At 65.5% G+C, this 15,073-nt stretch carries 11 protein-coding genes, 1 tRNA gene and 1 pseudogene; 9 read left to right on the top strand and 4 right to left on the bottom strand.

What is annotated here, in order from left to right; genetic code table 11:
- Positions 1-420 precede the first annotated feature (420 nt).
- Positions 421-2,148 (top strand): alpha-keto acid decarboxylase family protein, encoded by a 1,728-nt coding sequence (locus DN412_RS39995; protein WP_115216582.1) that lies wholly within the window; start codon positions 421-423, stop codon positions 2,146-2,148.
- Between the two features lie 190 nt (positions 2,149-2,338).
- On the opposite strand, the gene DN412_RS39990 is transcribed toward DN412_RS39995, so the two are convergent.
- Positions 2,339-3,262, bottom strand: coding sequence for a LysR family transcriptional regulator (locus tag DN412_RS39990; RefSeq protein WP_115216581.1), 924 nt, complete (start codon positions 3,260-3,262; stop codon positions 2,339-2,341).
- Positions 3,263-3,375: 113 nt separating this feature from the next.
- Between DN412_RS39990 and DN412_RS39985 the strand changes: the two genes are divergently transcribed.
- The 6 genes from DN412_RS39985 (at position 3,376) to DN412_RS39960 (ending at position 11,015) form a co-directional block, all read left to right on the top strand.
- A complete protein-coding gene (locus DN412_RS39985) occupies positions 3,376-4,464 on the top strand; it encodes a tartrate dehydrogenase (RefSeq protein WP_115216580.1) in 1,089 nt (362 codons plus the stop codon).
- A 141-nt stretch (positions 4,465-4,605) separates the two neighbouring features.
- The gene (locus DN412_RS39980; RefSeq protein WP_115216579.1) at positions 4,606-5,961 is read left to right on the top strand and encodes a dicarboxylate/amino acid:cation symporter; all 1,356 of its coding nucleotides are present in this window, start codon (positions 4,606-4,608) and stop codon (positions 5,959-5,961) included.
- A 51-nt stretch (positions 5,962-6,012) separates the two neighbouring features.
- On the top strand, positions 6,013-7,263 hold the full coding sequence (locus DN412_RS39975; protein ID WP_115216583.1) for a glycerate kinase type-2 family protein: 1,251 nt from the start codon (positions 6,013-6,015) through the stop codon (positions 7,261-7,263).
- On the top strand, positions 7,260-8,678 hold the full coding sequence (gene pyk, locus DN412_RS39970) for a pyruvate kinase (RefSeq protein WP_115216578.1): 1,419 nt from the start codon (positions 7,260-7,262) through the stop codon (positions 8,676-8,678). The genes DN412_RS39975 and pyk overlap by 4 nt, the downstream gene beginning before the upstream one ends.
- 9 nt (positions 8,679-8,687) lie before the next feature.
- Entirely contained in the window at positions 8,688-9,974 is a 1,287-nt protein-coding gene (gene eno, locus DN412_RS39965) for a phosphopyruvate hydratase (RefSeq protein WP_115216577.1), read from the top strand.
- A 54-nt stretch (positions 9,975-10,028) separates the two neighbouring features.
- A complete protein-coding gene (locus tag DN412_RS39960) occupies positions 10,029-11,015 on the top strand; it encodes a Bug family tripartite tricarboxylate transporter substrate binding protein (RefSeq protein ID WP_115216576.1) in 987 nt (328 codons plus the stop codon).
- Between the two features lie 24 nt (positions 11,016-11,039).
- On the opposite strand, the gene DN412_RS39955 is transcribed toward DN412_RS39960, so the two are convergent.
- Entirely contained in the window at positions 11,040-11,903 is an 864-nt protein-coding gene (locus DN412_RS39955; protein WP_115216575.1) for a c-type cytochrome, read from the bottom strand.
- 41 nt (positions 11,904-11,944) lie between these two features.
- Positions 11,945-13,498, bottom strand: coding sequence for a serine hydrolase (locus DN412_RS39950; protein WP_115216574.1), 1,554 nt, complete (start codon positions 13,496-13,498; stop codon positions 11,945-11,947).
- Positions 13,499-13,865: 367 nt separating this feature from the next.
- Between DN412_RS39950 and DN412_RS39945 the strand changes: the two genes are divergently transcribed.
- Positions 13,866-14,084, top strand: coding sequence for a DUF1484 family protein (locus DN412_RS39945; RefSeq protein WP_115216573.1), 219 nt, complete (start codon positions 13,866-13,868; stop codon positions 14,082-14,084).
- A 62-nt stretch (positions 14,085-14,146) separates the two neighbouring features.
- Here DN412_RS39945 and DN412_RS39940 read toward each other — a convergent pair.
- Positions 14,147-14,233, bottom strand: a tRNA-Leu gene (locus DN412_RS39940).
- Between the two features lie 688 nt (positions 14,234-14,921).
- Here DN412_RS39940 and DN412_RS39935 point away from each other — a divergent pair.
- Positions 14,922-15,073 (top strand): annotated as a pseudogene (locus DN412_RS39935) (IS256 family transposase); the annotation flags it as partial.

Below are 15,073 nucleotides of genomic sequence, written 5' to 3'. Positions count from 1 at the left end.
GCTCTTTGAGCTGCAGAGATGGGCGCCAATATTATTTCATGTATGACTTCCGAGCCCATTCAGTCATGATTTACGGCCAAGAGCGCTGATCCGGCGCCTTGCTTTGCGAAAGTAGGGCTAGTCTAGGGAGTGCGCTCGAACACGGTGGTTACCCAAACACTACAAGTAAATGACGGCCGCAGTGATGACCGACTGATTCCCGCCCCCGCTTGGCATTGTAATAACTGGGCACTTCCTTTTCGGTCCAGGCGCCTAGACTTGCCATCATGCTGTACCGCAAACTGCTTTACGCAGCGCCACTTGTAAACCCGCTGTATCGAAGACTCTGCTCGGGTCGTGAGCCGTCGAAAAGCCTACGCTTCCGCGGCGTTCGGTGCGGCACGTTAGCGCTATCTCAACGCCCCAGATCAGGAGTCCTCCATGGAAAGCAAGCAAAAGGCGGGCAGCCTCACCCAACGCATGACGATCGGCGACTTCCTGCTTCGCCGTCTTGAGGAAGCCGGCATTCGGCACCTGTTCGGCGTCCCCGGCGACTACAACCTCACGCTGTTGCAGCAGCTCCAGGATGGCGGCGCGCTGGAATGGGTCGGCACGACCGGTGAGCTGACCTCCTCCTATGCGGCGGACGGCTATGCCCGGCTGAATGGTCTCGGCGCGCTGCTTGTCACGAACGGGGTCGGCGCCCTGAGCGCCCTCAACGGTGTCGCCGGTGCCTACGCCGAGCACGTCCCAGTCATCTGCATCTGCGGTTCGATACCGCTCAGGTCTATCGATCGTGGCCTGGGGATGCACCACACGATGGCCGACGGAAACTTTGATCACTTCCTTCGCGCGTACGCGCCGATGACCGCGGCGCAGGTCAGGATCACTCCGCGTAACGCGGCAATCGAGATCGACCGCCTGATCCTCACCGCCTGGCGCGAGAAGCTCCCGGTGTACATGGAACTGCCGTCCGACATCCCTTATCTCGAGATCGAAGTGGCTGCAGCTCCGCTCGTCCTTGCCGAGCCGCCCAGCGATCCGGAACGGCTGCGGTCGTGCAGCGCCGCGGTCGCGGCAAGGCTGTCCGCCGCCACCTCACCAGCGATCCTGGTGGATGCGGACGCGGACCGCTTTGGCGTCGCCTCCGAGCTCATGGAGCTGGCCCAGAAGATGCAAGCACCGGTGGCAGTGATCAACGCAGCCAAGGGCGTGATCGACGAGTCGTTCCCGCGTTACGTTGGCATCTACGCCGGCAAGGCCAGCGAGCCGGGTGTACGTGAGACGATCGAGAGCAGCGACTGCCTGCTCGCCATCGGCTACCGACCGATCGAGGTGACCACAGGCGATTTCACGGCAATGCTGCCCACCGGCACGATCCACGCCCGCGGCCATGCAGTGGACGTCGGCGAAGACAACTATCAGGCGGTAACCCTCAAGGAAGTGCTCCGCGGCGTCATCGACGCTGTCCCGCAAGTCACGAACCGCCCCGCGCGCGCCGCTGCCGCAGTAGTACCGGGCACGCACGCCGACGGGTCCGCCAGCCTGACTCAGGCTGCCTACTGGCAGGCCATCCAGGGCTACCTGCGGCCCGGCGATGTCCTGTACGTCGACAATGGCACTTCATTTTCCCTCCTCGGCCTGAAGCTTCCGCCGCACTGCACCTTCATCGGATCGATAAACTGGGGATCGATCGGCTATTCGGTGGGCGCCCTGCTTGGCGCGCTGACTGCGGCGCCAGACCGTCGTCACATTCTGCTCGTGGGCGATGGCTCCTTCCAGGTCACGGCGCAGGAGCTGTCGACCATTCTTCGACACGATCACAAGCCGGTGATCTTGCTGATCAACAACGGTGGATACACCATCGAACGCGGCTACCTCGGCAAGGCCGAGGCCTACAACGACATCGCCAACTGGGCCTACGCTGATCTGCCGAAAGCACTCCATCCCGGCACCACGGCGCAATCGTTCGTGGTCAGGACCTGCGGGGATCTGCAAGATGCCCTCGGCGCGCTGAACGACAAGCTGGTTTTTGTCGAGTCGATCATGGACCCCTGTGACGCTCCCGCCGCAGTCACCCGAAGCAGCAACCTGGGGGCCGAGCTCGACTACGGGCCTCGCGGCCCGCAGCACCGCGACGGCCTGCAACTCCGGCCCAACCCACTGTAGATAAAAAAATTGATGGTCACGCGACGTACTCGACCCACGCCGCCACGCGAACGCGCGGGCAGAGTCCGTTCACCAGGCAAGGAATCCCCTGGAGACCTTTAAAGGCAGCAAGCGAAAAGTCATCATGATCTTTGTCGTGCCTGGCGTTGAGCCTCTTTCCCTGCCGTCAACGCCTGACTACTCGCAGCCGCTACTGCCCAAACTCACTGAACTTCGCCGCCAGGAACTCCACAAACAGCCGGATCCGGGACGACAACTGGTGCCGCTGCTGGTAGACGGCATAGATGTCCGCCTCCGGCGTTGTGTACTGCGGTAGTACCTGGACCAGCCGCCCACTGCGCAGGAACCGCTCGATATCCCACTCGGCGCGCATCAGGATGCCGTGGCCTTCCAGCGCCCAGTTCACCGCGATCTCGCCGTCATTGGTGGTGAGGTTGCCTCGCACATGGACCGATTCGGTCCGCTCTTTCGCGCCCTTGCCGGAGGTCAGGCGCCATACGCCATAGGCGTCGCTGCCCTGGCGGATGCCGATGCAGTTGTGCTTGCGCAGGTCGGCGGGCGTGTGCGGCGTGCCGTGACTGCGCAGGTATTTGGGCGAGGCGCACAGCAGCCGCCGGTTCGGCGCCAGCTTCTTGGCGACAATGCGCGCGTCGGGCGGCTGGCCGAAGCGGATGCAGACGTCGAAGGCGTCTTCAGTCAGCGGCGGCGGATCGGCGGACAGCTGGAGCTGGACGTCGACCTCGGGGTAGGCAGCGACATACTCGGAGATTACCGGCGCCACATGCATGCGCCCGAACCCCAGGGTGGCATTGACCCGCAGCAGGCCGCTCGGCCGGCCCTTGGAGCGGGTCAGGATCTGGTCCAGGTCATCGATCTCGCTGAGGATGCGTCGGGCGTGTTCCAGGTAGACCTCGCCCTCCGGCGTCAGGCTCATGCGCCGCGTGGTGCGCGTCACCAGCGGCATGCCGATGCGCGCCTCCATCAGCGCCAGCCGCTTGCTGACCGCAGCCGTTGTGATTCCGAGGTCGCGTGCTGCCGCGCTCAGGCTGCCGGCAGTGGCGACTGAGGTGAAAAAGCCAAGCTCGGACGGCTGGATACCGGACGAAGACGCCATTCCATCTTTAATTTCAGGTTAAGAATGGTTTAACTCTACAAGCGATCCAATACCTTGTCCACGGCCCAGAATCCGCTCCACGCACTCAACGCGATTCAGACCAGGAGACCCAGATGAAGACGTACCGCATTGCAACGATCCCCGGCGATGGCATTGGCAAGGAGGTGGTGCCGGCCGGCCGTGAAGTGATGGAGGCCCTGGCGGCTGCCGGCGCGAACTTCCGCTTTGAATTCGAAGACTTCGACTGGGGCGGCGATTACTACCGCCAGCATGGCGTGATGATGCCCGCTGACGGTCTGGATGCGCTGCGTGACAAGGACGCCATCCTGTTCGGCTCGGCCGGCGACCCGCATATCCCCGATCACATCACGCTGTGGGGCCTGCGCCTGAAGATCTGCCAGGGCTTTGACCAATACGCCAACGTGCGCCCGACGCGCATCCTGCCCGGCATCGACGGGCCGCTCAAGCGCTGTGCCCCGGAAGACCTGAACTGGGTGATCGTGCGCGAGAACTCGGAAGGCGAATACTCGGGCGTGGGCGGCCGCGTGCACCAGGGCCACCCGATCGAGGCGGCCACCGACGTCAGCATGATGACCCGCGTCGGCGTGGAGCGCATCCTGCGCTTTGCTTTCAAGCTGGCGCAGTCGCGTCCGCGCAAGCAGCTGACGGTGATCACCAAGTCCAATGCGCAGCGCCACGCCATGGTGATGTGGGACGAGGTGGCCGTGCAGGTGGCCAGGGAATTCCCGGACGTCACCTGGGACAAGGAACTGGTCGATGCCGCCACGGCGCGCATGGTGAACCGTCCGGCGTCGCTTGACACCATCGTCGCCACTAACCTGCACGCCGACATCCTGAGCGACCTGGCTGCGGCACTGGCCGGCAGCCTGGGCATCGCCCCGACCGGCAACATCGATCCGGAGCGCCGCTACCCGTCGATGTTCGAGCCGATCCACGGTTCGGCCTTCGACATCATGGGCAAGGGCCTGGCCAACCCGGTCGGCACCTTCTGGTCGGTGGTCATGCTGCTGGAACACCTCGGCGAGAACGAGGCGGCGCAGCGGGTGATGCAGGCCGTTGAAGCCGTGACCGCGAACCCCGCGCTGCATACCGGCGACCTCGGCGGCAAGGCGACCACCGCTGAAGTGACCAAGGCGGTCTGCGACCTCCTTACCGCCGGCCAGCAGGCAAAGGCGGCCTGACCGCCAGCCCACATGAGCCCGGCCACGGCCGGGCCCCCCCCCCGCGGGCCGGCCCGGCCCGCACCGCCTTCCGGCATGGAAAGCAGCCGTCCAGAGCTGCGCCGGAAGCGCTTTGCCTTAAAGACATAGCAGGAGACAGCAATGATTCACAGGCTGCTAGGCAAGCTCTACGTCCAGGTATTGCTAGGCGTCAGCGCCGGTGTTGCCCTGGGCGTGTGGGCGCCGGATATCGCGAGTGACCTGAAGCCGCTTGGTGACATCTTCATCAAGCTGATCAAGATGGTGTTCGCGCCGATCATCTTCGCGACCGTGGTGCTAGGCATCGCGCGCATGGAGAACATGAAGGAGCTCGGCCGCGTTGGCGTGCGGGCCCTGATCTATTTTGAGGTGCTGTCGACGTTTGCGCTGGCCCTGGGGCTGCTCGTCGTCAACGTGGTCCAGCCGGGCCATGGCATGAATATCGATCCGGCACACCTGGACACCAAGGCCATCGCCAGCTACACGCATGCCGCGGAGAAGCCGCACACGTTCATCGACTTCATGATGAACCTGGTGCCGACCAGCATCGTCGATGCGCTGGCCAAGAACGATATCCTGCAGATCCTGGTCTTTGCCACGCTGTTCGGCATTGCGCTGTCGCATATCGGCGCGCGCGCCAGGCCGGTGGTGGATTTCCTGGACTCCTTCACGCACGGCATCTTCACGGTGGTGGGGATGATCATGCGGCTGGCGCCGATCGCGGCGTTCGGCGCCATGGCCTTTACCGTGGGCAAATACGGCCTGGGCTCGGTGGTCTCGCTGGGCAAGCTGATGGGCACGATGTACATCACCTGCTTCCTGTTCGTGGTGATCGTGCTGGGCGGCGTGGCCCGGCTGTCGGGATTCAGCTTGTGGAAGTTCCTGAAGTACATCCGCGATGAGATTTTCACGGTGCTGGGCACCAGCTCGTCGGAATCGGTGGTGCCGCAGCTGATGCGCAAGCTGGAGAACGCCGGCGTCTCCAAGCCGGTGGTGGGGCTGGTGGTGCCTGCCGGCCTGACCTTCAATCCGGACGGGCAGTGCATCTACTACACCATGGCTGCGATCTTTGTGGCCCAGGCAACCAACACGCCGCTGACGCTGATGGACCAGCTGATCGTGCTTGGCGTGCTGCTGCTGACTTCCAAGGGCTCGGCGGGCGTGACCGGCTCGGGCTTTATCACGCTGGCGGCGACGCTGGCGTCGCTGGGCAAGATCCCTGTTGCCGGCATGGTGCTGTTGCTCGGTGTCGACCGCTTCATGTCAGAGGCGCGCGCCATCACCAACACGATCGGCAATGCCGTAGGCACGCTGGCCATTGCGCGGTGGGTGGGGGCCGTGGATCGCCAGCAACTGGCCGATGCGCTGGACGGCAAGCTTGACGACGAAGCCGATGCGGTGCCGCCGGGCAAGGACGAAACCCCGGCACGCGCACGCATGGCCGCAGCGGCGGATGTTCACGCCAACCTGATGCACTAAGGGGCCGACGTGACCAAGCCATATTCCGAGCCCACCGTGCTGCTGCGGCGCATGTTCGAAGCGGCGGTTGCCGCCGCCCAGCCGGCCAGGACCCTGGCGCGGCACCTGCCGCCGCCGCCGCGCGGACGCACCATCGTCATTGGCGCCGGCAAAGCCTCGGCGGCCATGGCGAGCGCGCTGGAAGCGGCGTGGCCCGGGCCGCTTGAAGGCCTGGTCGTCACCCGCTACGGCTATGCGGTGCCGTGCTCGCGCATCGAGATCGTGGAGGCCGCGCACCCGGTGCCGGACGATGCCGGTCTGGCCGCTTCGCAGCGCATGCTGGAGATGGTGGCCGGACTGGGCGAAGACGACCTGGTGATCTGCCTGGTCTCCGGCGGCGGATCGTCGCTGCTGCCATTGCCGCTTCCTGGCATCACGCTCGACGACAAGCAGCGCGTCAACCGCGCGCTGCTCAAGTCCGGCGCCACGATTTCGGAGATGAATTGCGTGCGCCGGCACCTGTCCGCCATCAAGGGTGGCCGGCTGGCCGCGGCGTGCTATCCGGCGCGGGTGCTGAACCTGCTGATTTCCGATGTGCCGGGCGATGACCCGATCGATATCGCCTCGGGCCCGAGCGTGCCTGACCCGACCACGCGCGCCGACGCGCTGGCCATCGTCAGACGATATGCGATCGAGCTGCCGGCTAACGTGATGGATGTGCTGGCGTCCGACGCGGCCGAGACGCTCAAGCCCGGCGACCCGCGCCTGCCGCGCATCCGCACCGAGTTCATCGCCACGCCGCGGCTGGCGCTGGAAGCCGCCGCGCAGGTGGGCCGCGACGCCGGCTATGCCGTGCACATGCTGGGCGACGCTATCGAAGGCGAAGCCCGCGATGTCGGCAAGGTCCTGGGCGGTATCGCGCTGGAAGCCGCCAGGCATGGCCAGCCGTTTGCCGCGCCGTGCGTGCTGCTGTCCGGCGGCGAGACCACCGTCACCGTGCGGGGCGCCGGCAGGGGCGGCAGGAACGTGGAGTTCCTGCTGTCGCTGGCGCTGGCGTTGCGCGGCGAACCCGGCATTTATGCGATGGCGGGCGACACCGATGGTGTCGACGGCCAGGAAGAGATCGCAGGGGCCGTGATCGGCCCCGACACGCTGGACCGTGCCTGGCGCGCCGGCCTGCGTCCGCAGGATGCGCTGGCCGCCAACGACGGCCATGGATTTTTCGAGGCGCTGGGGGATGCTGTCATCACCGGTCCCACGCTGACCAATGTCAACGACTTTCGCGCGATCTTGCTGACGCGCGCTTCTGGAGCCTCCGCATGAGACGCCTTCGCAATGCCAAGATCGTGGCCACGCTCGGTCCCGCCAGCACAGACCTGGCCATGATCGAGCGCCTCTTTGACGCCGGTGCCGATGTGTTCCGCCTCAACTTCAGCCACGGCACCCATGCCGACCACCAGCAGCGTCTGCAGTCCATCCGCGCCATCGAGCAAGCGCGCGGCCGGCCCATTGGCGTGCTGCTGGACCTGCAAGGGCCCAAGCTGCGCATCGGCACCTTTGCCGATGGTCCGGTGAAAGTGGCCGCACAGGCGGCATTCCGGCTGGATCTGGATGCCAGCGTGCCCGGCTCGGTGGAGCGGGTCAGCCTGCCGCATCCGGAGATCTTTGCCGCGCTGAAGCCGGGCGCGGAGCTGCTGGTTGACGATGGGCGTGTGCGGCTGCGCGTGGAGCGGTGCGGTCCGGAGTACGCCGAAACCACCGTGATCAACGGCGGCACGCTGTCCGACCGCAAGGGCGTCAACGTGCCGGGCGTGGTGGTGCCCCTGTCGGCGATGACCGAGAAGGACCGGCGCGACCTGGACTTTGGCCTGTCGCTGGGCGTGGACTGGATTGCGTTGTCGTTCGTGCAGCGCGCCGAGGATATCGAAGAAATCCGGCAGATCGTTGACGGCCGCGCCGGCATCATCGCCAAGCTGGAAAAGCCCGCTGCCATCCAGAGCCTGGAAGCGATCGTGGCGGCATCGGATGCGGTCATGGTGGCGCGCGGCGACCTGGGCGTCGAGATGCCGGCGGAACAGGTGCCGTCGCTGCAAAAGCGCATCGTGCGCGCCTGCCGCAAGGCTGGCAAGCCGGTGATCGTTGCCACCCAGATGCTGGAGTCGATGGTCAGCGCGCCGGTGCCGACGCGCGCCGAGGCTTCCGATGTGGCGACCGCCATCTACGACGGCGCCGACGCCGTGATGCTGTCCGCCGAATCGGCCTCGGGCAGCTACCCGGTGGAGGCCGTGAAGATGATGGACAGCATCATCACGCGCACCGAAGCGGATCCGCACTACCACGAAGCCATCCAGGCCTCGCACTCGGAGCCGCGCGCCGAAGCGGCCGACGCCATCGGCTATGCCGTCAGGCATGTGGCCAACCTGCTGCGCGTGCCGGCAGCGGTCACCTACACCAGCTCAGGCTACTCCGCGCTGCGCATGGCCCGCGAACGGCCCGAAGTGCCGATCCTGGGCATGACGCCGCGCGTGGCCACCGCGCGCCGGCTGGCGCTGGCCTGGGGCGTGCATGCGGTGCTCTGCCACGAAGTGGTCGATGTGCTGGAGATGACCGACCTGGCCAGCCGCACCGTGCTGAAGGAGCAGTTCGGCGTGGCCGGGCAGCAGATCGTCATCTCGGCCGGGCTGCCGTTCACCGTGGCCGGCACCACCAACCTGCTGCGCATCGCGCAGGTCCAGTAAGGGATCCACATGACTGCAATCAGGGAGATTCGCGGCTACGAGTTGCTCGATTCCCGGGGCAACCCGACCGTGGCGGCCCAGGTGGTGCTGGCCGATGGTGCGGAGGGCTTCGCTGCCGCGCCGTCCGGTGCATCGACGGGATCGCGGGAAGCGCTGGAGTTGCGGGACGGCGACAAGCGACGTTATTTCGGTAAAGGTGTGCAGAAGGCGGTGCAGCACATTAACGTCGATATCGCGCGCACGCTCAACGGCCTGGACGCCGCGGACCAGGCCGAGGTGGATGCCTGCCTGATCCGCCTCGATGGCACGCCGGAAAAGTCGCGCCTTGGTGCCAATGCGCTGCTGGCCGTTTCGCTGGCCAGCGCCAGGGCGGCGGCGGCTTCGGCCGGCCTGCCGCTGTACCGGTCGGTGAGTGCCGGCAGGAACGAGACCCGCCTGCCGCTGCCGATGATGAATATCATCAACGGGGGCGCGCATGCCAACAACAGCGTCGACATGCAGGAGTTCATGATCCTGCCGCTTGGCGCGCCAAGCTTCTCCGAGGCATTGCGCTGGGGCGCGGAAGTGTTCCATACGCTCAAGGGTGTGCTGAAGGCGCGTGGGTTTGCCACGGCGGTGGGCGATGAAGGCGGATTCGCGCCGGACCTGGCTTCGAACGAGCATGCGCTCGAGGTCATCATGCAGGCCATTGAATCCGCGGGCTTCCGGGCCGGCCGCGATATTGCGCTGGGCCTGGACGTGGCCAGCTCCGAGTTCTATGAAGATGGCCGCTATGCCTTGCAGTCCGAAGGCCGCAGCTACGACGCGCAAGGCTTTGTCGACCTGCTGGACAGCTGGGTACGCCAGTACCCCATCGTCACCATCGAGGACGGCATGGCGGAGCAGGACTGGGGCGGATGGCGCCTGCTGACCGAGCGCCTGGGCGCGCGCGTGCAACTGGTGGGCGACGACCTGTTCGTGACCAATGCCGCGATCCTCGAAGAAGGCATCGCGCAAGGGGTTGCCAATGCCATCCTGATCAAGCCGAACCAGATCGGCACGCTGACCGAGACCCTGCAGGCCATCTCGGTGGCCGAGCGGGCCGGCTACGCATCGGTGATGTCGCACCGCTCCGGCGAGACCGAGGACACCACCATCGCCGACCTGAGCGTATGCACCGCGGCCACGCAGATCAAGACCGGCTCGCTGAGCCGCTCCGACCGCGTCGCCAAGTACAACCGGCTGCTGTTCATCGAAGCGGAACTGGGTTGCGCCGCAACCTTTGCCGGGAGGCAGGCGATTGCGCCGGGGAAGTAGGGCTGCAAACAGCCGATAGCCGGCTGCAAACATAGAATATTCAGGAGACAAATCATGCGTGGTACTGAACTCGTGCGTCGTATTTCCGGGGCGGCCGTGCTGGCTGCCGGCTTGATCGTCAGCGGCACGTGCCTGGCGCAGGAGTGGCCGGCCAAGCCGATCACCCTGGTGGTGCCGTTCCCCTCGGGAGGGACCACCGACGTGCTGGCCCGAGCGCTGGGCGACCAGCTCTCGAAAAGCCTGGGCCAGCCCGTGATCGTCGAAAACCGGCCCGGCGCAGGCGCCACCGTGGGCGCCGACTACGTTGCCAAGAGCAAGCCCGACGGCTACACGCTGCTGATGGGCGCGGTCCACCACACGATTGCCAGCAGCGTCTACAAGAAGCTGCCCTACAGCTTCCAGACGGACCTGGCGCCCATCGCCACGGTTGCCATGGTCCCCAACGTGCTGGTCATCAATGCCGCCAGGACCCCGGCGAAGAACGTCACGGAACTGGTGGCGCTGGCGAAGAAGGCGTCGCCGGAGTTTGCCTATGGCTCCAATGGCAACGGCACCGCGCAGCACCTGATCGGCACGCAGTTCCAGACCGCGACGGGCGCGCCGCTGCTGCACGTACCCTACAAGGGCAGCGGCCCGCTCACGACGGACCTGCTCGGCGGACAGGTGACGATGTCGTTCGATACCCTGACGCCGGTGCTGCAGCACATCAAGTCCGGCAAGTTGCGCGCGCTGGCCGTGACCACCGCGCGGCGCTCCAGCGTCCTGCCCGATGTGCCCACGCTGGAAGAGTCGGGGCTCAAGGGCTTTGATATCGGCACGTGGTTCGGCGTGCTGGCGCCCGCCGCCACGTCCGCGCCCATCGTGACCCGGCTGAACGCCGAGATCGTCAAGATCGTGAAGTCGCCAGACTTCCAGCAGCGCATGCTGGCGGTGGGCGCGGAACCGATGGCGAGCACGCCGCAGGAGTTTGCCAGGCGGATCCAGGACGAGACGGTCAAGTTCGCCAGGCTGGTGAAGGATGGGAAGGTGACGATCGAGTAGCCGGCAGCGTCTGCCCGCAAGGCGTCAGGGCACGCCGCCGGGCGCTGCCGCCTTGCGTCCGGCCATATGGCGCAGGTACGCCAGCAAATCCTTCATGTCCGCGTTGGACAGCGTCTGTTCGTCGATGGCCGACATGCGGGAGTTGGGCCACCAGCGCAATGACTGCGGGTCACGGATCAGCCTGGCCAGCTTGTCGTCGCCCAGATACTCCACCGGGCTGTATGGCACGTTCAGGTCCGGGCCAAGGTTGGCATCGCCAACCCGGTTGAGGGAGTGGCACGAGAAGCAGACGCGCTGGAAGGTCGCGAAGCCGCGCATGACCGGTCCATCGGCAGGCTGGCCGGCGGCGGGCCGGATGGCTGCATAGCGCTCCGCGGGCGACGCGGTGATATCGATGCGCACGATACTGTAGGTCCAGTGGCTCTCGTTGATTGCCGTGGCGGCGCGGCCGGATGGCACTGTCCAGATCAGGCGGAACGGGCCGATATCCTGGTCCTTGAGCCTTGGCCACGGCGAGGCAGGGTTCTCGACCGCCAGCCACGCGCGTGGTTCATTGGTGCGGTCGGCCAGCAGCAGGCGCATCGGCAGGTGGGAAACATAGCCATCGCTGGCCGCGGTCGTGGCACTGGCACTGTCGTTGACCGGCATGCCCCGAAGAAGAGCTGTCAGGGGGATGGCCTTGAATGTCAGGCGGCGTTTCAGGTTGTCGTCATCGACTGTCACGTCGACCAGGCGTGGATCGCGCAGCAACTCGTCGCGGGTCCAGCTGCGCTGCTGCGTGCCTGCCGAAATGGTCAGGGTTGCCGGGTCCGCTGCGCACGCCGGACCTGCCACGAATGCCAGTGCGCAGCCAAGCGCGCCAACGACCTTTGCCAGCCAACTTCTCATGCTTCATTCTCCTGTATGCATTCACTTGGCAATTTGCAGGACTACCTGACAAACATGCCCAACCCTTCGTGGTCGTAATACTCCAGCCATACGCGGTCGCTGGAGAACGCCGCCTGCGAGATCGTGCCCGGCGTCGCGTTCTCATTATTGAGTGTAAAGGTGAAGACATCGCCGTCCCAGTGGCTCAGCGGCAATCTGAGCGGCGTGGCGCCTGGCGTCATCACCAGCGTGCCGCCCTGGTCGGCCACTTGTAGCGGACCGTAGTAGTTGTTCTGGTAGGTGCCGGTGTAGGTCGAGAGCGCACGCGCCGGCAGCGGGCTGGCGGGGGGCGGTTGCCCGACCAGTCTGCCTTCGGGTGCCAGCAGCGGCGCGAAGGCGTCGCCGTAGATCTTGCCCCAGTCGCGGCGGATGGCGCCGTACTGCGCAAGATCGAAGAACTGTGCGTTCAGGGTTTCCGGGATGCCGATGGGGTAGCCGTTGGTCAGCGTCACGATGGCCAGGTTGAGCGACGGCACCGCGGTGAAGTTGGTGGCCGCGCCGGCCACGAAGGCCCCGGAGTGGTTGTAGGAGGTCAGTCCCAGTTCGGTCGTGCCGACATTGAAGCCATAGCCGTAGTAGCCGGCCGGGCGGCCGTTGGCAGGCGGGCTGCTCTGCATCTGCTGGCTCAGCGCGGGCGCCAGCGCGGCGGCGTCGACAATGCGCTGGCCCGCGAATTCGCCTTTGGCGAGCAGCATCGCCAGCCATTTCGCCATGTCGTTGACGGATGAGCTGACGCCGCCGGCGGGCGATTGCGCATCCGGCATCGTGCCCAGTCCTTGCACCCAGCTGCCGTTGACCCTGACGTGGCCGAAGGCGCGGTTATCGCGCGCGGCAAAGTCGGCGTAGCGCGAACTGGTGCGCGTCATCCCCAGCGGCTGGTAGATGGCCTGGTCCGACAGCGTGGCCCAGTCGATGCCGGCAGCGATGGCGACCGCCTCCGCGGCGGCGGTCAGGCCAAAGTTGGTGTAGGCGTAGGTCGCACGGAATGGATGCAGCGGCAGGAAGCGCAAGCGCGTCAATACCTGCTGGCGGTCGTAGCCCATGTCTTCGAGGCGGTCGCCGGCGTGGTCGGGCAGGCCGGAGCGATGGGCGTAGAGATCGCCGACGGTGACGGCCTGCGTGACGTCGGCATCGGAAAGCGTGAACCAGGGCAGCTGTGTGTGAACAGGAGTGTCCCAGCTGATGCCGCCTCGGCCCACCTGGTGCGCCACCACGGTCGCGCCGACGGGCTTGGACACCGACGCAAGCTGGAACACGGTGTCGGCATCGACGGGCGCGGGGTCGGACACCAGCCGGCGTCCGAAGCCCTTGGCGTACACGGTCTGGTTGCCGCGCACCACGGCGACGGCCATGCCCGGCACGCCCGAGCTGGCCATCAGGTCAGCGGCCAGCTTGTCGACCTGGGCGATGGCCTGGGTGATCTGGGCTTCGGGAACGGGATCGGGTGGTGGATTGGGGGGATTGTCGTTATCGCCACCGCAGGCGGGCAGGGCGGGGACGAGCAGGCCGCCCAGCGCGGCTCCCAGGAAACGGCGACGCTCTTGCAGTTTGGCCACGGTAGTTCTCCGCAGTTCTTCGGTCAGGCGGCTCGGCCGCGCCTTTGGATAGGAATACTGTAGGCGATGGGTCGGGGAGTGGCGAATGCGAAACGTCCTATCGCCGCGCGATGGCGGGAGCGGGAAACTGCAGACCTCACCGAGGGGTTCGGTGAGCGGGGGTCACAACCCGAAAGAACCTCGGCAGATTCGATCTCATTCAGTTCTGAGTCGCGCGGGCAACCATGTTTCCATGGCGGGCCGGGCGGGGCAGCTGCAAGGCTGGCCGGGTCTTCTGCTGAGGTTCCCCGGTATGTCACCCCCGTTGTCAGGCCCGCCACCTTCTTCATTGCTGGCAGGCGGGCTTTCTCTAGAGGAGAGAAGCGCGATGCAAATGTCTACCCATCACCCTGCAGGTGCCCGGCATATCGTTCCGGCCAGCACGATCGAATCCTTTGAGCAGATCAGCGCTGGCCTCAGTGCCATCCTGTTGCTGGTTGAAATCGAGAGCGAGCGTTCGGAGGGCTGCCACAACGTGTATTCGCTGCTGGCCATGGTGAAGGCACAGCTGGACCAGACGGCAGGAAAGCTGCGCGCGGATGATTGAAGCATTCGCCGCGAGAAAAACAAAAAGCCCGCACTTTCGTGCGGGCTTTTTGCTTGAAACTCTGGTGCCCAGGAGAGGACTCGAACCTCCACAGTGTTGCCACCGCTAGGACCTGAACCTAGTGCGTCTACCAATTCCGCCACCTGGGCAGGTGGTGAGCCGCGAATTCTACCGAAGGCGGCGGAATTTGCAAGGGGGTTATGGGAGGTGTATGGGAAAAAATTTGGTGATGGGGGACTTGTCGTGGTGTGGTGGGTTGTCGCGCTTGGCAGGCGTGGGGTGTTTCGCCGGGGTAGCCGGCGGGGCTCCTTGCTCGTTGGCTTGCTTGGGTAGGTAGGTCGGGTTTGATGTTGTCGTAGGTTTAAGCGCCTGGTTCCGCCCTGCTGGGCGGGTCACTTTTTGTCCGGAGCGACAAAAAGTAACCAAAAAACGCGTCGCCTCAGGCGGCTGGCCATCCATTCCGCNTTCGGGCGGCGGTGATTTCCGTTCGATGGGGTTGGTGGTTCGACCCTGCTACGCACCCTGTCCGGTGCCTTGCGTCGACGGACTATTGGACGAACCCGACTTTAGGCTATTGGCAGCCTGCTAAACACGTTATCGGTGGGACGCCTTCGGCTGCGCTGCGCGCACTCAGTATCGTAGGTCGGGTGCTCGGGCACGGAGTGCGTCGCTGCGCTCGCACGGGGCTGTCGTGATGCCGGGCCAAAAGCGCAAATCGGGACGTGGTCGTCCGCCTGCCACGTTAGGGCCGGCGCGAAGCGCAGCCGAAGGCGTCCCACCGACGGGGCCTGTACGGGATTTTGTGTGTAGGGCATAACATGTCGACAAGGAGCATGTATGCCACGCAAACCAAAAGCCACACCCCTGGACCTTCCGAGCATCCCCAAGGAGCTAATTGATCAGCTCGTCAAAGGTCCGATGACTGCTGAGGCGGTGCAGGATGCCGCCATGGCGTTCAAGAAGGCCTTGATCGAGCGGGCGATGGGCGC

The organism is Cupriavidus lacunae (assembly GCF_003353055.1).
GTDB classification, from domain to species: Bacteria; Pseudomonadota; Gammaproteobacteria; order Burkholderiales; family Burkholderiaceae; genus Cupriavidus; species Cupriavidus lacunae.
This window is presented reverse-complemented; position numbering and strand designations above follow the sequence as displayed.